The sequence below is a fragment of the Bradyrhizobium lablabi genome, from assembly GCF_018129385.1.
Classification (GTDB): domain Bacteria; phylum Pseudomonadota; class Alphaproteobacteria; order Rhizobiales; family Xanthobacteraceae; genus Bradyrhizobium; species Bradyrhizobium lablabi_C.
In genome coordinates this window covers 432,682-454,419 of record NZ_JAFCLN010000001.1, presented here as the reverse complement: position 1 = coordinate 454,419, position 21,738 = coordinate 432,682, and the positions used below count along the sequence as shown (strand labels likewise).

General features: G+C 64.3%; 15 protein-coding genes. 6 read left to right on the top strand and 9 right to left on the bottom strand.

The window, feature by feature from the left end; genetic code table 11:
* Nucleotides 1–20: 20 nt before the first annotated feature.
* Complete coding sequence (locus JQ628_RS02090) at nucleotides 21–2,591, top strand: beta strand repeat-containing protein (RefSeq protein ID WP_212218405.1); 2,571 nt, start codon at nucleotides 21–23, stop codon at nucleotides 2,589–2,591.
* A gap of 6 nt (nucleotides 2,592–2,597) precedes the next feature.
* On the opposite strand, the gene JQ628_RS02085 is transcribed toward JQ628_RS02090, so the two are convergent.
* Together JQ628_RS02085 and JQ628_RS02080 are read right to left on the bottom strand one after the other, a co-directional pair.
* Nucleotides 2,598–3,239: a DUF2147 domain-containing protein gene (locus JQ628_RS02085; protein WP_212218402.1), complete on the bottom strand. Its 642-nt coding sequence runs from the start codon at nucleotides 3,237–3,239 to the stop codon at nucleotides 2,598–2,600.
* 127 nt (nucleotides 3,240–3,366) lie between these two features.
* Nucleotides 3,367–4,395, bottom strand: coding sequence for an NAD(P)/FAD-dependent oxidoreductase (locus JQ628_RS02080; protein ID WP_212218398.1), 1,029 nt, complete (start codon nucleotides 4,393–4,395; stop codon nucleotides 3,367–3,369).
* Nucleotides 4,396–4,548: 153 nt separating this feature from the next.
* Between JQ628_RS02080 and JQ628_RS02075 the strand changes: the two genes are divergently transcribed.
* Nucleotides 4,549–5,004: an acyl-CoA thioesterase gene (locus JQ628_RS02075; protein WP_212218395.1), complete on the top strand. Its 456-nt coding sequence runs from the start codon at nucleotides 4,549–4,551 to the stop codon at nucleotides 5,002–5,004.
* A 23-nt stretch (nucleotides 5,005–5,027) separates the two neighbouring features.
* On the opposite strand, the gene JQ628_RS02070 is transcribed toward JQ628_RS02075, so the two are convergent.
* A complete protein-coding gene (locus tag JQ628_RS02070) occupies nucleotides 5,028–5,348 on the bottom strand; it encodes a 2Fe-2S iron-sulfur cluster-binding protein (protein ID WP_212218392.1) in 321 nt (106 codons plus the stop codon).
* 135 nt (nucleotides 5,349–5,483) lie between these two features.
* Complete coding sequence (locus JQ628_RS02065) at nucleotides 5,484–5,861, bottom strand: Hpt domain-containing protein (RefSeq protein ID WP_212218389.1); 378 nt, start codon at nucleotides 5,859–5,861, stop codon at nucleotides 5,484–5,486.
* A gap of 431 nt (nucleotides 5,862–6,292) precedes the next feature.
* Between JQ628_RS02065 and JQ628_RS02060 the strand changes: the two genes are divergently transcribed.
* Together JQ628_RS02060 and JQ628_RS02055 are read left to right on the top strand one after the other, a co-directional pair.
* Complete coding sequence (locus JQ628_RS02060; protein ID WP_212218386.1) at nucleotides 6,293–11,872, top strand: negative regulator of septation ring formation; 5,580 nt, start codon at nucleotides 6,293–6,295, stop codon at nucleotides 11,870–11,872.
* A gap of 501 nt (nucleotides 11,873–12,373) precedes the next feature.
* Entirely contained in the window at nucleotides 12,374–13,348 is a 975-nt protein-coding gene (locus JQ628_RS02055) for a Bug family tripartite tricarboxylate transporter substrate binding protein (protein ID WP_212218383.1), read from the top strand.
* A 29-nt stretch (nucleotides 13,349–13,377) separates the two neighbouring features.
* Here the strand turns inward: JQ628_RS02055 and JQ628_RS02050 are convergent, their stop codons facing one another.
* The 5 genes from JQ628_RS02050 to JQ628_RS02030 form a co-directional block, all read right to left on the bottom strand.
* Nucleotides 13,378–14,124 (bottom strand): hypothetical protein, encoded by a 747-nt coding sequence (locus tag JQ628_RS02050; protein ID WP_212218381.1) that lies wholly within the window; start codon nucleotides 14,122–14,124, stop codon nucleotides 13,378–13,380.
* A 169-nt stretch (nucleotides 14,125–14,293) separates the two neighbouring features.
* On the bottom strand, nucleotides 14,294–15,208 hold the full coding sequence (locus JQ628_RS02045; RefSeq protein WP_212218379.1) for an MlaD family protein: 915 nt from the start codon (nucleotides 15,206–15,208) through the stop codon (nucleotides 14,294–14,296).
* A 20-nt stretch (nucleotides 15,209–15,228) separates the two neighbouring features.
* On the bottom strand, nucleotides 15,229–16,002 hold the full coding sequence (locus JQ628_RS02040; RefSeq protein ID WP_212218376.1) for an ABC transporter ATP-binding protein: 774 nt from the start codon (nucleotides 16,000–16,002) through the stop codon (nucleotides 15,229–15,231).
* Between the two features lie 2 nt (nucleotides 16,003–16,004).
* The gene (locus JQ628_RS02035) at nucleotides 16,005–17,138 is read right to left on the bottom strand and encodes an ABC transporter permease (RefSeq protein ID WP_212218372.1); all 1,134 of its coding nucleotides are present in this window, start codon (nucleotides 17,136–17,138) and stop codon (nucleotides 16,005–16,007) included.
* Between the two features lie 148 nt (nucleotides 17,139–17,286).
* Nucleotides 17,287–18,486: an MFS transporter gene (locus JQ628_RS02030; protein ID WP_212218369.1), complete on the bottom strand. Its 1,200-nt coding sequence runs from the start codon at nucleotides 18,484–18,486 to the stop codon at nucleotides 17,287–17,289.
* A gap of 77 nt (nucleotides 18,487–18,563) precedes the next feature.
* Between JQ628_RS02030 and JQ628_RS02025 the strand changes: the two genes are divergently transcribed.
* Both JQ628_RS02025 and JQ628_RS02020 read left to right on the top strand, forming a co-directional pair.
* Nucleotides 18,564–19,787: a hypothetical protein gene (locus tag JQ628_RS02025; protein ID WP_212218366.1), complete on the top strand. Its 1,224-nt coding sequence runs from the start codon at nucleotides 18,564–18,566 to the stop codon at nucleotides 19,785–19,787.
* A gap of 167 nt (nucleotides 19,788–19,954) precedes the next feature.
* Entirely contained in the window at nucleotides 19,955–21,724 is a 1,770-nt protein-coding gene (locus tag JQ628_RS02020) for a caspase family protein (RefSeq protein ID WP_212218364.1), read from the top strand.
* Nucleotides 21,725–21,738 lie beyond the last annotated feature (14 nt).

Below are 21,738 nucleotides of genomic sequence, written 5' to 3'. Positions count from 1 at the left end.
ATTTTGGCGGGGAAGATTTCATGGCCCAGTATACTAGCTTCGGCTACGATTTCACTTCGGCGGGACATTCGATCTGGGCCTTCCAGGCGGTAACCGACCCGTTCAACGCGAGCTACAATGCGGCAAGCTCGAATTCCGGCAGGCTCGTCTACGACAACAGCGACGGCACGAAAACCTGGATCAACGGGACCGGACTCAATGTCAACGGTGTCGGCACCATCGGCTGGACCACGCTGACATCGCTCGAGCATCGCGCTGCTGACGGGACGCTGCTCGAGAGCATCACCAGCCTTGGCACTACCGGTGCCAATCCAGGCGGCTCGGGACCTAACGGTCTCTTCTATCTGTTGATGGCCGGCGCCGACACAGCCACCGGGTCGACGGGGACCGATGCGCTTCACGGCGGTGAAGGCGCCGACGTGTTATACGGGGGCGCCGGCGTCGATATCCTCGGAGGCGGCTACGGCAATGACACGTTTCGATTGGCCGCTGGCGATTTTGTCGCCGGTGAAACGATCGTCGGTGACCAAAGCGGTACCGACCACGGCAACGACACGCTTCAGCTGGAAAACGTCGGCAGCATTGATCTGCGCAACGGCAATGTCATCGGCATCGACACCGTCGTGTACTTCAGCGGCACCTCCAGCCTGACCATTGGCGGGACCACCGGCGGAACGGACGAAATCAAGACCTTTGTCGGCAGCGCCGGAGCGGACTCGCTGACGCTCGCGGCTGCGGCCGGGATGAATCTTTCCAGTCTTGTCTTTACAAACTGGACGGCGGGTCAGGACACGATCACAATTGTGCTTCGCGGCGGCAATTTCGGCGGTGTTACCGGCACTGTAAAGAACGACATCATTACGTTCGATCTGGCCACCGCGGGCGGCCCTTCGGTGAATGGGGAAGCCGGAGATGATGTCTTCGTGTTCTCCGGAACCAGCAACGGCAGTTTCATCATCGACGGCGGCATCGGAGCGGACACGATAAAGGCTCAGAATGTCACGCTTGATTTCTCACAAACGACGTTCGCCAGTATCGAATCGTTCGTATTCGACTCCGGCGCTTCGACGGTGAAATTCAGCCAGGCCCAGATCACCTCAGGCAACGTTCCGGCGTTCACCGGCAGTGCCAATGTCGATACGATTATCATCAGCCATCCCACCAACAATGCAGGTCATTACAGCCTCGACGCGTCGACGCTGGTGTTGAATTCGTGGACCGACGCCGCGGATATGGTCATTCTCGACAGCAACGCTGGTGGCGGTACGGGGACGTTAACCGGGTCCAGTCATCGGGATACGATCTACAGCCACGGGGGCCATGACGCGCTCAATGGCAAAGGCGGCGCCGATCTGCTTTACGGCGGCGCATTCGACGACAAGTTCGTGTTCGACGCGGTGGCGCTGACCGACGCGCAATCGGCGATCATCGATCACGTGATGGATTACAACTTGAGCGAAGGCGACAAGATCGACCTCTCGGCGCTGCTTTCGGCGGCCTACAATCAGGGCAGCGGCCAGCCGCTTTCCTCGCTGGTGCGCGTCGTCGCGGGCGGCGGCAACTACGCCAACCTGGAGATCGATATCAATGGGACCGTCGGTGGCGCGAACTGGACCACCATCGCTCATCTGGACGGCGTCCTGCCCGGCAGCAGCATCTCGGTCATTCTGGATAGTGCGCTGCCTGCGGGCTCCACCGTAAAGGCCGGCACCTCGTCCCGTGACTTCGGCGGCGACTGGAAGAGCGACATCATCTGGCGCAACGATGCCGGCGCCACCTCAATGTGGGCCATGAACGGCAGCGCGATCGACCACGCCACCTCGCTGGGCACGATGCCGGCCACCTGGACTCTGGCCGGCACCGGCGACTTCAACGGCGACGGCAAGAACGATTTGCTGTGGCGCAACGAGACCGCCGGCACCGCCCAGATCTGGAACATGAACGACGGCACCATTCTGCAAGCCAATTCGCTCGGCATTATCCCGTCCAACTGGAAAGTCCTCGGCGTCGGCGATTTCAATGGCGACGGCATGAGCGACATCGTCTGGCGCAACAACGCCGGCGCCACCTCGATCTGGGCCATGAACGGCGGCGTCATTCACCACACCAGCACGCTGGGCACGGTGCCGACGAACTGGACGCTGGCCGGCACCGGCGACTTCAACGGCGACGGCAAGAGCGACTTGCTTTGGCGCAACGAGGCCGCCGGCGCTGCCCAGATCTGGGACATGAATGACGGCACCATTCTGCAAGCCAATTCGCTCGGCATTATCCCGTCCAACTGGAAAGCCCTCGGCGTCGGCGATTTCAATGGCGACGGCATGAGCGACATTGTCTGGCGCAACAACGCCGGCGCCACCTCGATCTGGGCCATGAACGACGGCGTCATTCACCACACCAGTTCGCTGGGCACCGTGCCGTCGAACTGGAATCTCGCCGGCACCGGCGACTACAACGGCGACGGCAAGAGCGACCTGTTGTGGCGTAACGAGACCGCCGGCGCCGCCCAGATCTGGAACATGAATGACGGCGCCATTTTGCACGCCAATTCGCTGGGTGTGATACCGGCGAATTGGCACATCATCGCCTAGGGCGGCCTACCTGGCTCCCGGCGCTGCCGGCGCCATCGCGCCACCGGGTGGACGGGTCGGCGCCATCGCGCCGCCGGGCGCCGGGGCCGGACCTTTCTTGGCGGGCTGTTTCGTCGTCGTCGCTGCGGCCTGCGCCGGCAGATATTTTGCGATGATGCCGGGATCGAGCGTTGCGATCTCCTTGTCCGGCAGGCGCTGCCAGACCTCGTCCATGCCGAACAGCGAAATGCCGACAAAGCCGCGCATCGTCAGCGTCTGCCCATCCTTGCTCAGGGTCATCTTGGCCTTGTAGACGTTGCCGTCGCGCGGATCGAGCACGTTGCCGCCCTCATAGACCAGGCCATTGGGCTTCATGTCACGGATGAGGGATATGCCAAGCCAGGGCGCATTCTTGCGATCGTCCGTGCACTTCGAGCAGACCGGATTTGGTGGATCGCCGGGCTTGGGAAACATCTTGGCGATCACGCCTTCGAAGATGCCGTTATTGTCGACGATCAAAAACCACCCCGTCGGCTTGCCGTCCTCGATCTTCTGCCACAGTCCCACGGCCGAGGGTTCGGCGGCCTGCGCCGGCAGCGCAGCGATGCCGGAGGCAAGGCCGAACAGGATTGCAAGTATCAACTGGAATCGGGAAGCCATATTCCGCATCGTCATCACCTGACCAATCGACAAAATAATGGCCGCAGACTACGGCCATTTCGCGGAGGGTTCTAGTAGGCGAATGCAAGCGGCTGCACGGCGATTGCCTGCGCAGCCCGTCACATTTCGGTTGGAATCAGTTGACGCCAAGCTTCTTCTGTAGGCTCGACGACGAGGTCGTGTACTGGAACACCAGCCGCTTGTCGGGATAGACATAGCGGTGGGCCTTTTGTGCCATCAGCGCGCCCTCGTGGAAGCCGGACAGGATCAGCTTCAGCTTGCCCGGATAGGTGTTGATGTCGCCGATCGCGAAGATGCCGGGAATGTTGGTCTCGAACGCCGCGGTATCGACCGGCACCAGATTGTTCTCCAGCGCCACGCCCCAGTTCGCGACCGGTCCTAGCTTCATGGTGAGGCCAAAGAACGGCAGCACGGTATCGCACTCGACCTTCGACATCGCATTGTCGTTGCCCTTCACATGCGCGCCGGCGAGCTTGCCGCCCTCGCCTTCGAGCCCGGTGACCTGGCCGATCTTCAAATCCATCTTGCCGTCAGATACCAGCGCGCGCATCTGCTCGACGCTGTGCGGCGCCGCGCGGAAATCGTCGCGCCGGTGCAGCAGCGTCACGCGCTTCGCGATGGGATGCAGGTTGAGCGTCCAGTCCAGCGCGGAATCGCCGCCGCCGACGATCAGGATGTTCTTGTCGCGGAACTGCTCCATCTTGCGCACGGCATAGAACACAGAGGTGCCTTCATAGGCCTCGATGCCCGGCACCGGCGGTCGCTTCGGCTGGAACGAACCGCCACCCGCGGAGATCACCACCACCTTGCACTCGAACACCTGTCCCGCATCGGTTTTCACGCGAAAACCGGGATCGCCGATCTTCTCGATCGTCTCCACCATTTCATTCAGGTGGAAGGTCGGGTTGAACGGCTTGATCTGCTCCATCAGGGCATCGGTCAGGCCCTGGCCGGTGACGAAGGGAATGCCGGGAATGTCGTAGATCGGCTTTTCCGGATAGAGCTCGGCGCACTGGCCGCCGATCTTGTCGAGGATGTCGACCAGATGCGCCTTCATGTCGAGAAGGCCCAGTTCGAAAACGGCGAACAGTCCGCAGGGACCCGCGCCAATGATCAGCACATCGGTTTTGATCGCTTCGCTCATTATCCGCTTCTTTTCAGTTGAAATCCGGCAAGAGGGCTGCGCCTGTCTAGCCAACGGCGGCGGATCAGGAAAGACATAATATGGGGTCCAACCCCTTGCCGCCATTCAACAGTTGCGGTGTATGGAGACGAGATTTTCCGGAGATTGCCCCCTGTGAATGCCCCGCTCCGTTCCGACGCCACGCCGCGCCTGGAAGACTTTCCCTACCGCCTGTCGGACAATGTGCGCTTTGCCGACCTCGATCCCAACCAGCACGTCAACAACGCGACCTATGCCAGCTATTTCGAGACCGGCCGCGTCACCTTGATGAAGGATCGCTCCTACGGGCTGATGCCGGAAGGGCTCGGCTGGGTGATGGTGCGGCTCGACATGCATTTTCGCGCCGAACTGCACTGGCCCGGCAGGATCGAACTCGGACTTGGCGTTGCAAGATTCGGCCGCACCTCCGTGACGTTCGACCAGGTGGTGTTCTCGGAAGGAAAGTGCGTGGCCTCGGCGCAGGCGACCACGGTGCTGATCGATGAAGCGACACGAAAGCCCGTGCCGCTGACGCCGGAACTGAAGGCGAAGTTTCAGCCGTGGATTCGTCGCGGCGTGGATCCGAATTAGGACGCCGCTTCAGCGAACGAGCTTCAGGCCTGGCGTTCCGGCGTGGTGACGACGAGGCCGTCGAGATCGTCGGTGACCTTGATCTGGCAGGACAGGCGCGAATTCGGCCGCACGTCGAAACCGAAATCCAGCATGTCCTCTTCCATCGGCGAGGGCGAACCGACCTTTTCGCGCCAGGCTTCATCGACATAAACGTGGCAGGTCGCGCAGGCGCAGGCCCCGCCGCATTCGGCTTCGATGCCCGGAATGGCGTTGCGGATCGCCCCCTCCATCACGGTGGCGCCGTTCTCAACTTCAATGATCCGGGTTTCGCCGGTGTGGTCGACATAGTGGATTTTGGCCATGATCGCTCGTGCTGACGGAATTTAGCAATGAAGGGGGTCCCGGCAGTCCTATAACGGGTCAGTCCGCCCGGCGCCAGCCGCCGGGACGAAAACCTCCCCTACGGGTTTACGGGGTGTTTTGACGATATTTGAGCCTTAAGGCCGCCGCAGCATGGCGTCGATGGCCGTCCGCGCCAGCGCCACGGCTTCGCCAAGTTCGGCCAACGCCGCACGGGCATCGCTGCCGGCGGCGAGCGCGGCCTCGAGCCTGCGTGCCGCATCCGCCACCGCAAACGCGCCGATCGCCTTGGCCGAGCCCTTGAGCGTATGGGCCAGCGCCGCCGCCTCCGCGGGCAGGCTCGCGAGAGTATCAAGCAATCTTGCGGACTGGGCCGAGAACATCGCCAGCACCTCATGCTCGAGGTGGGCATCGCCAAGCGTCATGCGCGCGAGGTGCGCAAGATCGATCGGACCGTCATCGGGAGCGAGCGGCGGCGATGGCATCCATTTGATCCGTTCAAGATGAAGCGGCATGACTCAAGCCCGGGGAATTCAGTGCAGCGACTCGGCGCTGCATCGATCCGGCAGGCGAGCCTCTCCAGCCAATCACGAAAGTGGTTAATGGAACGTTTGAACGATTTGCCGTAAATTTGCCGCGTTTTGGCCGGTGGACAGCCTCAATCGTCGGGTTCCCGAAAGAATTCTGAGGACTATTAGTATCTTACAGCGCTTTGCTGTTAACGATGATTAAGATTGTCTTAATCGCGGCCATTTCATTCGCATCGCTCTGCCAATAGGATGTTTTCCGGGTGTAGCGGACAAGCTGCGCAATTGCGTGCGTCGGCACCGCTCAAGGGGCATGTTTTCCGGCTTCGAGCTTCGCGGGGGGCCCGCAAGGCACGAACGCAAGAACGAACGCAAGACTTGGCCGGACGCGTAAAAAAGTAGTGAGGGCACAGGCTGACATGGCAAACACTCCCAAAAAGGTGAAAGACCCGACCGAAGTCGCGCTTTCTGCCATCCAGGAAGCCCTCAACATCAGCGACAGCAACGCGGACAACAACCGCAATTCCGCCGACAGCGAAGTCGCTCCGCCGCCCGTTGCGTCGGCGCCCCCTGCCTATTCCGACGCGCCGTTCGATGCGCGCCCGAGCGTCGATCGCGCCAGCATCGATCGGCCAGGCATCGATCGTCCCGGCGTCGACCATCCCGTCTTCGACCCGATCGAGACGCCGCGCCGCGCCGCCAACGACGATCGCGAAACCATCGGTCAGATTCTACAGGCGCTACAGAAGGGCCGCCCTGCCCGCAGCGTCTACACCATGGCGACGATCTTCGCCGGCATCTGGCTCGCGGGCTGCGCGCTGCTCACCGTCAGCTTCCTCGGTTCGCTACAGGCCGCGATCGGCCAGAGTGGCGGCGCGCTGGTGCTCGGCGGTCTCGCCGCGCTGTTCTTCGCGCCGGTGCTGCTGTTCTACTTCCTCGCAAGCCTTGTCTGGCGCGGCCAGGAAATGCGCATGATCGCCCAGGCGATGGCGCAGGTCGCGATCCGCTTCTCCGAGCCGGAGGGTACGGCCAGCGATTCCATGGTCAGCGTCGGCCAGGCGATCCGCCGCGAGGTCGCCGCGATGGGCGACGGCATCGAGCGCGCGATCGCGCGCGCCGGCGAGCTTGAAACCCTCGTCGCCAACGAAGTCGCCGCGCTCGAGCGCGCCTATTCCGACAACGAAGTGCGCATCCGCGCGCTGTTGCAGGACATCGCCCATCAGCGCGACAACCTGGTCGGCCAGGCCGAGCAGGTGCGCAGCGCCATTTCCGGCGTGCAGATCGATCTGCGCCACGACATCGCACTGATCTCGGATGCGATCGCCTCGCGCGTCGACGAGGTCGCCAAGAGCATCACCGGCGCGCTGGAAGAACGCGGCGCCCACATCACCGGCGCCCTCTCCCATGCCGGCGACAACATGATCCTCGCGCTCGGCGAGCGCGGCGGCGACCTGCTCGACCGCCTCGAGGAAGCCAGCGCCGAGACGACGCGCGCCGTGCTCGACGCTTCGGAGCGGCTGACCACCAGCCTCAACTTCAAGACCGGTCACGTGCACGACGAGTTCGTCGACCTCGCCGACCGCGTCCACGAAATGCTGAACGAGCGCATCGACCGCATCACCGCGGAATTCGAGAGCCGCTCGGCGACGATCGTCGACAGCATCTCCGATCGCACCGAGCAGGCGCACGACTCGCTGAAGAACTCCTCCGACTCCCTGCTGCTCGAGCTCGAGCTGCGCAGCGGCGATCTCGTCAACAAGATCGACGAGGCCGGCAACAAGCTGGCGACCCGCATCCTCACCTCCGGCGACAAGGCGAGCGACGCGCTCGACGTCACCGTCAACACGCTGGTGGCCAAGGTGGTCAGCCAGACCGAGACCGCGCACGACACGCTGTCGCTACAGATGAGCGCGTTCGACGAGCTGGTGAAGAACCAGGGCGCGGAGCTTGCCGAGAAATTCGCCCGCGACAGCGGCACGCTCGGCGCGCTGATCACCCGCCACATCTCGGAATTCGACCGCACCGTGAAGACGTTCGGCGGCGAGATCGTCGAACGCATGGGCCAGCGCACCCAGGAGATCGGCGACAGCCTGAAGAGCTATGTCGACAATTTCGACAGCCGCCTGACCTCCAACGGCGGCCAGATCACCGCTTCGCTCGACCAGCGCCTGCTACAGTTCGAGACCACGCTGGGCAGCCGCGTGGCGACGCTCGACACCTCGCTCGACGACAAGATGAGGAATTTCGACGGCGCGCTGGACGGGCGGATCAGGGCGTTCGACGAGTCGCTCGACGGCCGCCTGAAGTCGCTGGAGATCAATTTCGACACCCGCTCCAGATCGGTGACCGATACCATCGACAACCGCCTGGCAACGCTCGCCAGCTCGCTGACGGACGGTGCGGCGCAGGCGATCCACTCGATCGACTCGCGGCTGACCCACCTCACTTCCTCGCTCACCGACGGCACGCTGCAAGCGGTGCAGGCGGTCGATCAGCGCATGACGGCGGTGACGGATACCATCAATAGCCACACCACGAATTTGACCGACACCATCTCCGCCCGCGCCACGCACCTGACCGACACCATCTCGGCGCGCTTCCAGGATATCCATCAGGGCATCGAGACCCGCGTCGGCCTGATCGCCGGCGACATCGACACGCGCGTCGCGCAGTTCGAAGACCTGCTCGGCTCGCGCATCGAGGCGGTCGCCGGCCGCATCGAAAGCTCGGGCCGCCAGGCCAGCGAAGACTTGATGTCTCGCGCCGAACTGTTGTCCTCCGGCATCAAGTCGCATGTCGAAGACGCCGAGCGCTCGCTCACCAATCTCGTCGTCAACACCAGCGAGACCATCCAGACCGGCGCGCGCGCCGCCCAGCAGGCACTGCTCACGGTGTCGACCGATGTCGGCGCCCAGTTGCGGCTGACCTCGGCCGAGGTCGAAGCGGCGCTTACCGCGGTCGGCACCGGTGCGGCCAACTCGATCCTCACCTCGGCCCGCGACGCCCAGTCGACGCTGGTGTCCGCCTCGGGCGAGGCTGCCGGCCAGATCAAGGCACTGTCCGCCGACGTCGAGCGCACGCTCTCCGCCGCCGGCAGCGCCACCGCCGCCTCGGTGCTGTCAGGGGCGCGCGAAGCCCAGACCACGCTCGTCACGGCCTCGACCGATGCGGCGAGCCAGGTCAAATCGCTGGCCGCCGACATCGAACGTTCGCTGTCGATGGCCGGCACTGCCACCGCCGAAGCGATCACCGCCGGTGCCCGCGACGCCCAGAGCACGCTGGTGACGGCCTCGACCGCCGCCGCCGATCAGGTCAAGGCCCTCGCCGCCGACATGGAGCGCTCGCTGTCGATGGCGGGCACCTCCACTGCCGAGACGATCACCGCAGGCGCCCGTGAAGCGCAGAACACGCTGGTCACCGCGTCTTCCGATGCGGCAAGCCAGGTCAAGTCGCTCGCCGCCGATATCCAGCGGTCGCTGTCGCTTGCCGGCAGCACCACTGCCGAGGTGGTCACGACAGGAGCGCGCGAGGCCCAGAGCACGCTGATTGCCGCCTCTTCCGCGACAGCAGAACACGTCAAGTCTCTTGCTGCCGAAGTTGAGCGCACGTTGACGGCGGTGGGATCGGATGTCGAGCGTACCCTGACCCAGGTTGGTCAGAACACGGCCTCGTCGATCCTGACCAGCGCGAGGGATGCGCAGGGCACTCTTACCGCCGTGAACCAGGAAACCGTGGCGTCGATCCTCAACACCGCCCGGGATGCACAGGGTTCGCTTACCGCCGTGGGCCAGGCCACGGTGGCAGCGATCCTCAGCAGTGCCAGGGATGCGCAGGGTTCGCTGACTTCGGCCGGTCAGGAAACGGCCGCATCCCTGCTCAGCACCACACGGGAAGCACAGGGTACGTTGACTGCGATCTCTGCCGATGCCGCAAGCCAGATCAAGACGATCTCGGCCGATCTCGAACGCTCGCTGGCGGCTGTTACCACTGCTACGACCGACAACATCCAGACCTCGGCTCAGAACGCCCAGAGCGCGCTGGTGGCCGCATCCAACGAGGTCAGCTCGAAGTTCAAGACCACCTCGGCCGATATCGAGCGTTCGGTGCTGGGTGCTACAAGCGCGTTCGGCTCGACCATGACCGGCAAGACCGACGAGATCGTCACCTATGTGCAGCAGCAGGCCGACCGGCTGGCGCAGATCGTCGACAGCCGCCGCGGGCAACTGGTCGAAGCGCTCACCGCCAAGACCACGCAGCTTGCGACCGACATCGATCGCGTCACGGCCGACGCGCTGAAGTCGATCGAGACGCGCGGCCAGGCGTTCTCGCAGACGATGGCGGCCAATGGCTCCGACGTCGCTCGCGCGATCAATTCGGCCGGCGATCTCGCGACCGGCGCCGTCGCCAAGTCGCTCAAGGACCTCGAGCAGGCCTCGCGCTCGGCAATCGATCAGTCGCGCCAGGTCTCGATCGCGGCCGTTACCGAGATGCAGGAGACCAGCAAGATCCTGCGCACCGACACGGTCGCCCTGTTCGAGCGGCTGCGCGAGGGCAACATCCTGCTACAGGAGGTGCTCACCGGCGCCCACGACAACCTCAACTCGCTGGAGCGCGCGCTGGTGACCCGCGTTGCCGACTTCGTCTCGGCGATGAACGACGTCACCACCCGCAACGGCGTTGCGACGCAGACGCTGGAAGATCAGCTTTCCGTGTTCAACGCCAAGACCTCCAAGGCGCTGGAAGACCTCGGCATGCTGTCGACCCAGTTCGACACCCATGGCCGCGCGCTGGTGGAAGCCGCCGCCGTCGTCGAGCAGAGCAACAAGAACACCAGCGCTTCGCTCGCCGAGCGCAAGAGCACGCTGGAATCGCTGGTCACCACCATCGACCTGCGCACCGCCGATCTCGACCAGCGGCTGTCGCGCTTCACCGGGCTGCTCGATGAATCGCTGGCGGCGGCCGAGGAACGCGCCCGCGACATCGCGCGCGTGGTGGCGGAAACCGCCGGCGCCGGCTCTGCCGCGATCAGCCGCCAGTTCGAGGCGGTGCGCGCGGCGGCCGAGAACGAGCGTCAGCAGACGCTCGATGCGATGAACGAGCTGTACCAGAACAGCGCCGCCGAAACGGACGGCATGTTCAAGGAATCGACCGAGAAGTTCTCGGCGATGGTAACGGCCATGAAGCAGATGGCCGCGGAGATGCACAACGAGCTCGAGGCCACCCGCAACGAGCTGCGCCGCGGCGTGCTGGAAATGCCGCAGGAGGCCGCCGAAAGCACCGCGCAGATGCGCAAGGTGATCGTCGACCAGATCGAGGCGCTCGCCGAGCTCAACCGCATCGTGGCGCATCACGGCCGCGGCCTCGACGTGGTCACGCAAGGCCGCGCCAGTGCGCCGCAGCGCCAGGAAGAGCCAATCATGGCGGTCGCCGGCGGCCGCGGCGGCGATGTCCGCGGCAGCGATGTTCGCGGCAGCGCCTCCACCCTGCCGCCGCCCGACCTCGGCATGCCCGCCGGCCGCCGCACCGAGGCGCCGCCGGTGAGCCCCGCCGGTCCCGATGGTGGCGGGCGTGACGGATGGCTGTCCGATCTGCTCAGCCGCACCGATGCCGGCGCCGGTCAGCCGCAGCGCGGCGGCCGCGCACCGCAACAGGTCGCCCCCGACAATCCGCTGGCGTCGCTGTCGCTCGACATCGGCCGCCTGATGGACCGCAACCTCGCCGCCGAGATGTGGGACCGCTACCAGCGCGGCGAGAGCAAGGCCTTCACCAAGCGCCTCTACACGCCGGCCGGCCAGAAGGCGTTTGACGAGGTCGCCCGCAAATATCGCGCCGACCGCGGCTTCAAGCAGACCGTCGACCGCTACATCGCCGAGTTCGAGCGCCTGCTCGACGAGGTCGCCCGCGAGGACCGCGGCGCGCAGACCCTGCGCGGCCACCTCACCTCGGAGACCGGGCTGGTGTACACGCTGCTGGCGCATGCGGCGGGCCGACTGGGGTAAGCGGCGAGAAAAGCAGTTTGAGAATCGAGAACGGAGGCCCAGCGGCCTCCGTTTTGCGTTAGGCTGCACCAACATGGCGGAGCAAACTGCTATGAAGCCAGTCGCGAAGGTTATTCGAAAATCCAGCCGCTCTGCGAAGTCGCACGCCACGCGCATCGACAGAACGGGCCCCGCATCATGCTAAGGGCGGCATCCTCGCCGCATTGCGCCGCTCGCCGCTGGTCGGGGCCGATCTGAACTTTGCCCGTTCAAGCACTACCGAACGAGACCGCTAACCACGACGGTGCGGCAAAGAGCAGACTCAACTCTTTCGTCATTGCGAGGAGCGAAGCGACGAAGCAATCCAGCCTTCTTTGCGGCGGCAAAGCTGGATTGCTTCGCTTCGCTCGCAATGACGGTGCGCGCTACCGGCTGATTTTGCGCCTTGTCGGCAATGCCCGTCGCTGTCACATTTCGCGGCAAGTCCGGCGGCAAAGACCACACGGACGTGCGGAGGAAATCATGAAGCTCGCTGCGAGCCTGTTTGCCGCCCTACTCGTACTATCAGCCGCGCCGAACGCATCGGCGCAATCCAGTTACCCGAACCGGCCCGTGAAGATCCTGGTCGGCTTCACGGCCGGCACGGCGCCGGATCTTGCGGCGCGCATTCTGGCCGACCGGTTTGCGGAAGTCTGGGGCACGCCGTTCGTGGTCGAGAATGTTCAGGGCGCCGGCAGCAATATCGCCACCGAGCGCGTCGCCAAGGCGGCGGCCGACGGCTACACGCTGCTGATGGGCGGCAACTCGGCGCTCGTCATCAATCCGAGCCTGTACGAAACGCTGCCGTTCGATCCCGTCAAGGATTTCGCGCCGATCTCGCAAGTCTTCATCGCGGCGAACGTGCTCGCGGTCCCGACCGAGGTGCCGGTCAAGAGCGTGGCCGAACTGGTCGCGCTTGCGAAGGCGCAGCCCGGCAAGCTTTCCTACGCGCATGCCGGTGTCGGCACATCGCAGCATCTCGGCGCCGAACTGTTCAAATACATGGCGCATGTCGATATCGCATCGGTGCCCTATCGCGGCACCACGGCATTCATGCCGGACCTGTTAGCTAACCGCGTCACCATGTCGTTCGCCAATATCGTGAACGTGCTACCGCTCGCGCGCGAAGGCAAGCTGCGCCCGCTCGCCATCACCTCGATCAAGCGCTCGGCGCTCGCGCCCGATCTGCCGACGATGGCGGAATCCGGCTTCCCCGGCTTCGAGGCCGTCCCCTGGTTCGGCCTGGTCGCGCCGGCCGGCACGCCGCAGGACGTACTGGACAAACTGCACGGCGAAACCGTCAAGACGCTCGCGCTGGCTGAGGTGCGCAAGAAGTTCGACGAGCTTGGCCTCGAGCGGGTCGGCAATACACCGGCCGAGTTTGCGGCGGTCATCAGGAAGGAAACGCCCGAGTGGGCAAAAGTGATCAAGGAGGCCGGCATCAAGCTCGGCAATTAGCGCCAGGGCACACAACAGCACGAGAGTGCTTACGACGCGACAAGTGGTTCAGCCGCCGCCATCGGCTTTGCCTTTCCCTCCTTGGGCACGTGCCACTCGCGCAATTCAACGGTCACTTTGGTGATACGAAGGGCAAGGCTTACAGCAAGAATATAAAACCAGATGAATTGATTCTCGCCGGAACGAGCCGGACGCATGTAGGGAATGGCTCGCTCATCAAGAACGGCAACCATTTCGTCGAACTTACCCAGAAACGGCGAGATGTTTTCATCAGCCAGCTTGTAGTCCCTAAAGCCCTGCATCATCCTGTCGAGCATCTTCGCTGTGCGGTAATAGGCAGGATCTGGCGTGCGGACAATGTTCATCATTGAGTTGGCGAAGTCACACTCTTTACCCTTTGGATTTTTGCACGGCTTCAGCTTCTCCAACTGAGGCATATAGTATTCAACTACGGCGATGTATCGCTCGTTTGCCATCTTAGACTGGATGTCGATGATGCCTCCCACGCCGAAAAGGGCGAGACCAAGGTACAGGTAGTCGACTATCTTTAGGGCTTTATCATTGGTGATGTTACGAAGCTGCGCGAACACGAAGTGGTACAGAATCAGCGCAAGAATTGAGAACGCAAAGATGCTGGCCAGTTGGTCTGGCACATAGGCAATAAGCAGGAAGCCGAAACAGATTAGAAAAACGGTTAGGCCCATGATCCACCCCGGAGCCCTCAGAGTATTGGCGAACTTCTCTCCGCGGCTCGGCTCGGCCCTCGCATCCGTCATTTCACTCTCTGTTTCCCCGATCAACTAGCTAGCAGGCCAGGCGGCCTCCGCGACAATCACCAATTGCGTCGCCATTCAAGCACGTCGAAAGACTGAGCGACAGCGACGAACTAGTCAGAGTCCGCTACGCTTGTGGATTGCTTCGCTCGCAATGACGGCTGGAGCGTCGCTACTGCGCCCGCCGCGGCTGCGCGCCTGCCGCGGCCCCAGGTCGTGGCTGCTCGGCGCGCGCTGCGGGCGCGGATCGTGGCGGCGGTGCCTCCTGAGCCGGCGCCGCAGCGTTGCCACCGCCGAAGATCACGCGGCTCGGGTTGCGGTCAAAATTGTTCACGGCGCGGCTGATGTCGGAGAGCGTGCGGCGGCCGTCGGCCATCAGCGCGCCGGAGCGCTTGTCAAAGTCCTCGGCGAGCTCCTTGATCGCCTTCACCATCGCGGCGAGCTCGCCGCCGGTGCCACCGGCAATCGAGTTGAGGCCGAGCATCAAATTGTCGGCCTTGCCCATCACGCCGTCGACCTTGAGCATGACGTTGTCGATCTTTTCGGAATTGCGCGCGAGCGCCGAGGTGAAGGTCTCGAGATTACGCAGCGAGTTCTTCACCGATTCCTGGTTGTCGGCGACGATGCGGTTGACGTTCTGAAGCGTCGAGCGGATCGCCTCGGTGACGTCCTGAAGCGCGTGCGGGTCGGCGGTCAGCACGGGGACCCCGTCTTCATCCAGCGGCACCGGGGGCGCGGACTCATCGCCGCCCTTCAGCGAGATGGCGGCGACGCCGGTGAGGCCCTGGAATTCGAGCCCGACGAGGGTGTCCTTGCGAATGGGGGCGTTGTTCTCGACCATCGCCAGCGCGACAACGCGACGCGGATTGTCGAGCTTAACGGACATCACCTCCCCTATCCGGATACCGTTAAAATTGACGCTGCCGCCGTTGCGCAGGCCCGATGCCGGGCCCTCGAACACCACGCGCAAGGGGCTGCGCAGCTTGGTGGTGTGCAGGCTCTGGAACCACAGCACGAAGCCGAAGGCGGCCGCGATCACCGCCAACGTGAACGTACCGATCAGGACGTAGTTCGCCCGCGTTTCCATTCTGCTCGTCTACTCCAGCGCTATACGACTACGGCGCGTGCGCGCTTCCCATTAAAATACTGGTTCAGCCAGGGATGTTTGGACGCCTTCATGTCGGCAATCGATCCTGCGGCAATGATCTTACCGTTCCCCAAAACCGCGATGCGGTCGCAGGCCGTATAAAGGCTGTCAAGGTCGTGGGTTACCATGAAAACGGTCAGCCCCAAAGTGCGCTGGAGGGTGCGGACCAGCTCGTCGAAATCGCCCGCGCCGATCGGGTCGAGGCCCGAGGTCGGCTCATCCAGGAACACCAGTTCCGGGTCCAACGCGAGCGCGCGCGCCAGCGCCACGCGCTTGATCATGCCGCCGGAAAGTTCCGACGGGTAGCGGTCGGCCACCTCGGGCTTGAGGCCCACCATGACGAGTTTGGCGACCATGATCTCGTCCAGCAGCCGCTGCGAGACGCGCAGATATTCGCGCACGGGAAACTGGATGTTCTGCCGCACCGTGAGCGAGGAGAACAACGCGCCTTGCTGGAAGAGAATGCCCCAGCGCCGCTCGACGCCGCGCCGCGTCGCCGTATCAGCCGCATCGAGATCGACGCCGAACACTTCGATGCGGCCGGCGACCTTCGGCACGAGGCCGATGATGGTGCGCGTCAGTACCGACTTGCCCGCCCCGGAAGGGCCGACGAAGCCGAGGATCTCGCCGCGCTTCACATCGAGGTTGAGGCCGTCGAGGATGCGCGTCTTGCCGAACTGGACCGTAATGTCGCGAACCCGGATGATGGCGTCTGATTGGGGTTGCAGCGCCATGGTCAGATCCCGATCGAGGCGAAGAAGATCGCGAACACGCCGTCCATGACGATGACGAAGAAGATGCCTTTCACCACCGACGACGTGGTGTGCTGGCCGAGCGACTCGGCCGAGCCCTGCACCGCCAGTCCCTCGACGCAAGCGACGATGCCGATCACCGCCGCCATGACCGGCGCCTTGATCATGCCGACGATGAAATGATTGATCGAGATGGCGTCCCGCAAACGAAGCAGGAAGGCTTCCGGCTCGACGCCGCCATAAAGCCAGGCGACGAGGCCGCCGCCATAAAGCGAGGCCATGGCGCCGAGGAAGGCAAGGATCGGCAGTGCCAGCACCAATGCCAACATGCGCGGCAGGACCAGCACCTCGATGGGGTCAAAGCCCATGGTGCGCAGCGCGTCGATCTCTTCGCGCATCTTCATCGAGCCGAGCTCGGCGGTGTAAGCGCTGCCCGAGCGTCCCGCGACCATGATCGCGACCAGCAGCACGCCGATCTCGCGCAGCACCAGCACGCCGAGCATGTCGACCACGAAGATGTCGGCGCCGAACTGGCGGAAATGGAAAATGCCCTGCTGCGCGATGATGCAGCCGATCAGGAAGGTGATCAGCACGATGATCGGCACCGCGCGCCAGCACACCTGCTCCAGATGATGGATCGTGGAGGTCAGGCGGAAGCTGCGGGGACGAATGAGAACCCTGAACCAGGCCGCCAGCACCGCACCCAGCATATCGATCAGGCTGACGACGGTGCCGCCGATGCCGACCACGCTGCGGCCGACCTGCTCCAGCATGCCTGATATCGTCACCGGATTGCTGTCGACCTCGGGCGCCGGCTTCACGCGGCGCACTTCCTCGACCAACGTGGAATAGTTTGCCGACAGGCCGGCGATCTGCGCTTCCACGCCGCCCCGGGTCAGGCTGCGGCGCAGGCGCTCGATCAGCCAGGCGCCAAAGGTGTCGAGCCGCGAGACCTGCGAGACGTCGATGAAGATGTTGGGGCGGCTGCCGGCGAGCTTTTCGGCATCCGCCACCATCGCCTCGAGCACGGGCGCAAAGCGCGCGGTCCACGAACCGGCCGCCAGCAGCGCAAGCCCGTTGCCTTTTGCAATCCGCTCCAGTGTCGGGTTGCCGTCCAAAGAATGTCGCCTCCCGTGCCGGAGAAGTTAAGTTCCCGGCCCCGCCCCCGTGACCTCTGAGAATCTGTCACTAACCAGCCATAGTTGGTCGACGCTCGCAAGCGGACGGTTCAGAAATCTCCAGATTTTGAAATGACTTCCGGCCGGCTTACAAACCGGAAGCTTCGCTTTGGGGCTGAGGCGCCAGCTTGTGCCGCGCCAGCCACATGATGACCGCGCCGGTGCCGGCCATCGCCGCCATCAGGTAATAGACGCCCTCGCCGTAGCGCGCATAGACGGCGCCTGACGCGATCGAGGCGGAACTCGAGACGATGCCGGTGCAGGCCGCGAGATAGCCCTGCCCGCGCGCCATCACATGGCCGGGCACGAGTTGGGCGAGCAGGCCCATGGTGCCGACCATCGTAAGCCCGAAGGTCAGCCCGTGCGCCAGTTGCACGAAGGCGAGGATCGCGATCGGCGGCGCCTGCGCAAAGATGACCCAGCGGAATACGGCGCTCAGGGCCGCGATCGCGACCAGTGTCGAGAACGGCAGCGTGAAGCGCGGCGACAGCGCGAACAGCACGATCTCGGCCAGCACACCCAGCGCCCACAGGCCGGCGATCGTCAGCCCGCCCAGACCCGCCTGCTGCCAGGCGATCGACGCAAAGGTGTAGTAGGCGGCGTGGCTGCCCTGTACCAGCGCCGAGGTGACGATGACGGCGACAAAGCCGCCGTCGCGCAGCAGCGCGCGCGCGTCGTGCCGTGTCGTTGCGGATGCCTTCGGCCGGTCGAGCGGTTGCAGCGTCAGGCTGGCCAGCGCGCCAAGCACGGCCACCGCTACGATCACCCAGATCAGGTGCTTTGCGGCGATGAGATCGACCAGCAGTCCGCACGCCAGCGCGCCGGCCACGAAGGCGGCCGAACCCCACAGCCGCAACGGCCCGTAGTTGAGGCCGTAGCGCACGACCCCACGCAACGCATAGGCATCGGTGAGCGGCGTCATCGGCGTCCACAGGCAAGAAGTCACGATGTAGATGAGAAGCACCGCGACGGCCTGATGCTGGGTGCCCATGATGGCAAGTCCGCCGGCGCAGCCGAACGCCGTGACGATCAGCGCTGTCAGCAGCGAGTCGCGCCGTTCGGCCAGGCCCGTCACGAACGGCAGCACCGTGAAGCGCGTCACCGCCGGCACCGCCGTGATGATCCCGATCCAGCCGGGCTCGATGCCGATCGCCTTCAGCCAGACCGGGAAAAACGGCAAATGGGTACCGACGAGGCCAAACAGCGTGCCGTAGAACAGCGCGAGGCGCGCCGCGAATCGCCTGGAGGCCGCTTGCGTATCGATGGGGATTTGCGATTCGGAAGTCATCAAACCGGTTGCGATTCGGGCAATATCATGTTGTTCCTTATTGCAAACCGCGCGATGATTTGCGCGAAGAGTTTTGGATGGCCGAAGAAGCTTTTGCCCTGTCGCCAATTTCCGCCCGCGCGGCTTTGCCGAGCGAGGAGGATTATGCCGCGATCAGCGAAGCCTTCATGGAAACTTCGCGCGGCCGCTGGTTCCTCGGTGAATATGCCAAACGCAACCGCAACGCCGACACCCGCATGGTGCTCGATGCGGTCGCCCGCATCGAGGAAAGCCTTGCCTCGCAGAAGCAGGCCGCTGCCGACACGCGGCTGACCGAAGCGCTGGCGACGATCCGCCACGCCGTTGGCGAGGCGCAGGCCGCCACCACCTCCGCGCTCGATGCGATGGCGGTGGAGCAGCATATCGCCCCGATCCGCAAGGGCGTGCGCGTCATCCGCGAAATCAGTTGGCGCCTGCGCGAGATCGGCGCCGATGGCCGCATCTGCGACATCCTCGATTCGCAGGTCGCCGCGATCGAGACCAGCGCGGAACACATCGCGTCCGTGCAAGTGCGGCCGGCGGTCGATGCCGCGTTTGCCGAGTTGCTGGCGGAGTTCGAGGAATTCGAAGCACGCGGCGAAACCCACGCACCGGCGCCGGAGCCGGAGGAAACGCGGGCGCGGGTTGTGCCCTTCCCCGCGCCGGCGGAGCCGGAGCCGGTTGTTGAGGCGAAGGTCGAGCCCGTCACCGCAGCGAACATCGAAGCGGTCGAGCCGGAGCCGCCGCAGCCGATGATGGAAGCGCCGGCGGAAGCCGTTGCCGCCGTCGAGGCTCCGCCCGAGCCCGTTGCCTTCTCCGCGCCTCCCGAGCCGGAAATCCCGGCGCCGGCGGCGAAGGAGCCCGCCGAGATGGCCGACGCAGCCGCGGCCGAAGCGCATGACGAAGCCGTGCTCGACCTGATCGCGGCAGAAATGGCGGCGCCCGATCCGGTCGGCATGGACGAGAGCTTTGAGACCGCCGCCATGCCGGAGGCAATCGCGGAGCCCGCGCCGGTCGCGCCCGCGCCGGAGGCAATCGCAGAAACTTCCGCTATCGTCGAAGTCCCTGTGCAAGCGACAACAATCGCGCCTCAGCCTTCGATTGCGCCACAGCCCGTCATCGCGCCTTCGCCCGAACCGCAACCGCCGCCGCCCGTGCAGGAAATCTCGCTCGGCTCGACCATCCTCGCGAGCGGCATGCTGAAGAAGCCCGCGCCGGCCAACGATCCGCTGTCGCCGATCCGCCGCATGAGCCAGGCCGAGAGGATCGCGTTCTTTTCGTGAGGTGCGTTCGCATGTCGCACCGCTTTTGATCCTAACTTATTGATGTTCATTCGACGTTCATCATAAGCGTTTGTTCCATCGTGATTTTCATCACGCACATGATGTGAACCCACGCCTAGCCTGCTCGCGACAAATCTCGCATCGAGATTCCCGTTGAGGAGGACGTCATGTCCCGTTTGAAATCATTTCTTCGTACCGGCCTGCTGGTGAGCCTGCTCGGCTTCATCGGCGGTGCAAGCTTTGCCCAGACATCCGAGACCACCAATGCTCCGGCCGCGCTGCGCGGGCCGGAGCAGCGCGTCGCGCTGGTGATCGGCAATTCGAACTACCAGAACGCCCCTGACCTGGCCAATCCCGGCAACGACGCGCAGTCGATGGCGCAGTTGCTCAATCAGGCCGGCTTCGAGGTGATCTCCGCGACCGACCTGACGCACAACGACATGCTCAAGGTGGTGCAGGACTTCTCCGCCAGGGTCGCCAGCCGCGGCCAGAATACGGTGGCGATGGTGTACTATGCCGGCCATGGCGTGCAGCTCGCCGGCGAAAACTACCTCGTCCCGACCGACGCAAAAATTTCCTCGCCGAACGATCTCGTCAGCAACTCGGTTCGCCTGGTCGACGTGATGGCGACGCTGGAAGCGATCCCGAGCCGGCTGCGCATCGTGCTGCTGGATGCCTGCCGCAACAACCCGTTCAAGGAAGTCAACGACGCCGGCCGCGGCCTTGCGATCGTCGACGCGCCGAACGGCTCGATCGTCGGCTACTCGACGGCGCCGGGCGCCGAAGCGCTCGACGGCACCGACGGCCACAGTCCGTACACCTCGGCCTTCCTGAAGCTCGCCCGCGAGCCGAACGTGCCGATCGAACAGCTCTTCAAGCGCGTCCGCCTCGAGGTGAACAACACGACCGACGGCAGGCAGATCCCGTGGGAGAGTTCGTCGCTGACATCTGACTTCACCTTCTTCGGCGACACGGCGGTGGCGGCCAACCGCGCGCCCATCAAGGCTCCGGTGGTGCAGATGGCGTCCAACCTGCCGAGCCGTTCGGCGCGCCAGGCCTATGACTACGTGCTGTCGGAGGGCTCGCCGCAATACTACGAGGAGTTCATCGCGATGTATCCGCACGATCCGCTGTGCGACCGCATCCGCTGGCTCTTGCGCAACATGATGATGGCGCAGGCCTGGCACAAGGCGGTGCTTGCCAACTCGCCGTTCGCCTACAAAACCTTTGCCGACAATTACGCCGGCAGCCCCTACGCACAGGCCGCGCTCGCGCTACAGGCGAAACCGAAGATCGTACCGCTGATGCAGGCGACGCACCTGATCGCGCCAGCGCAGCTCGCACCGAACCTGAAGCCGGTCAATTTCGGCCTGCCGAAGGAAGGCACCATCAAGCTCGGCGATACCGTGGCGCCGGTGCAGGGCGGCAAGCTCGGCATCGCGCTCGGCGACAAGCCGAAGCTCGGCACCACCGTCGGCATCGGCAACGGCAATACCGGCATCAACGGCGGCGGCAAGATCGTCACGCTGCCGCCCGTTACGAAGACGGATGCAGTGTCCGACAAAAAGATCGTGACCCTGCCTGCGCCGGGTGCCGGCAGCACCAACGGCAATACCGGCATCAATGGCGGCAAGATCGCCACCCTGCCGGGAACGACGGTCGGCAAGGCCGGCGCCAATACGGACGTGATCAAGACGACCGGCCCGAGGCCGGACATCAAGGCGACCTTGCCGCCCAAGCGCATCGTCGATGCGCCGGTCAACAAGCCGAAGTTCGAGTCCCGGATTGTTCGGCGCGAGCCTGTCATCATGAAGCAGAGCGGCCCCGCGCAGGGCGGCCGCTTTCAGGGCAGGATCGGCGGCATGGGCAGCAACGGCGGCTCGCACTTTGCCAGCTCGATGAACCAGGGCGGCGGCCGGCGCGGGTTCATGCGCTGAAAGCCGATACCGTC

Bases quoted from the DNA above. Each gene is read 5' to 3' on its own strand.
- JQ628_RS02090 (WP_212218405.1), top strand. From the start codon at position 21: ATGGCCCAGTATACTAGCTTCGGCTACGATTTCACTTCGGCGGGACAT.
- JQ628_RS02085 (WP_212218402.1), bottom strand. From the start codon at position 3,239: ATGCGGAATATGGCTTCCCGATTCCAGTTGATACTTGCAATCCTGTTC.
- JQ628_RS02080 (WP_212218398.1), bottom strand. From the start codon at position 4,395: ATGAGCGAAGCGATCAAAACCGATGTGCTGATCATTGGCGCGGGTCCC.
- JQ628_RS02070 (WP_212218392.1), bottom strand. From the start codon at position 5,348: ATGGCCAAAATCCACTATGTCGACCACACCGGCGAAACCCGGATCATT.
- JQ628_RS02065 (WP_212218389.1), bottom strand. From the start codon at position 5,861: ATGCCGCTTCATCTTGAACGGATCAAATGGATGCCATCGCCGCCGCTC.
- JQ628_RS02060 (WP_212218386.1), top strand. From the start codon at position 6,293: ATGGCAAACACTCCCAAAAAGGTGAAAGACCCGACCGAAGTCGCGCTT.
- JQ628_RS02055 (WP_212218383.1), top strand. From the start codon at position 12,374: ATGAAGCTCGCTGCGAGCCTGTTTGCCGCCCTACTCGTACTATCAGCC.
- JQ628_RS02050 (WP_212218381.1), bottom strand. From the start codon at position 14,124: ATGACGGATGCGAGGGCCGAGCCGAGCCGCGGAGAGAAGTTCGCCAAT.
- JQ628_RS02045 (WP_212218379.1), bottom strand. From the start codon at position 15,208: ATGGAAACGCGGGCGAACTACGTCCTGATCGGTACGTTCACGTTGGCG.
- JQ628_RS02040 (WP_212218376.1), bottom strand. From the start codon at position 16,002: ATGGCGCTGCAACCCCAATCAGACGCCATCATCCGGGTTCGCGACATT.
- JQ628_RS02030 (WP_212218369.1), bottom strand. From the start codon at position 18,486: ATGACTTCCGAATCGCAAATCCCCATCGATACGCAAGCGGCCTCCAGG.
- JQ628_RS02025 (WP_212218366.1), top strand. From the start codon at position 18,564: ATGGCCGAAGAAGCTTTTGCCCTGTCGCCAATTTCCGCCCGCGCGGCT.
- JQ628_RS02020 (WP_212218364.1), top strand. From the start codon at position 19,955: ATGTCCCGTTTGAAATCATTTCTTCGTACCGGCCTGCTGGTGAGCCTG.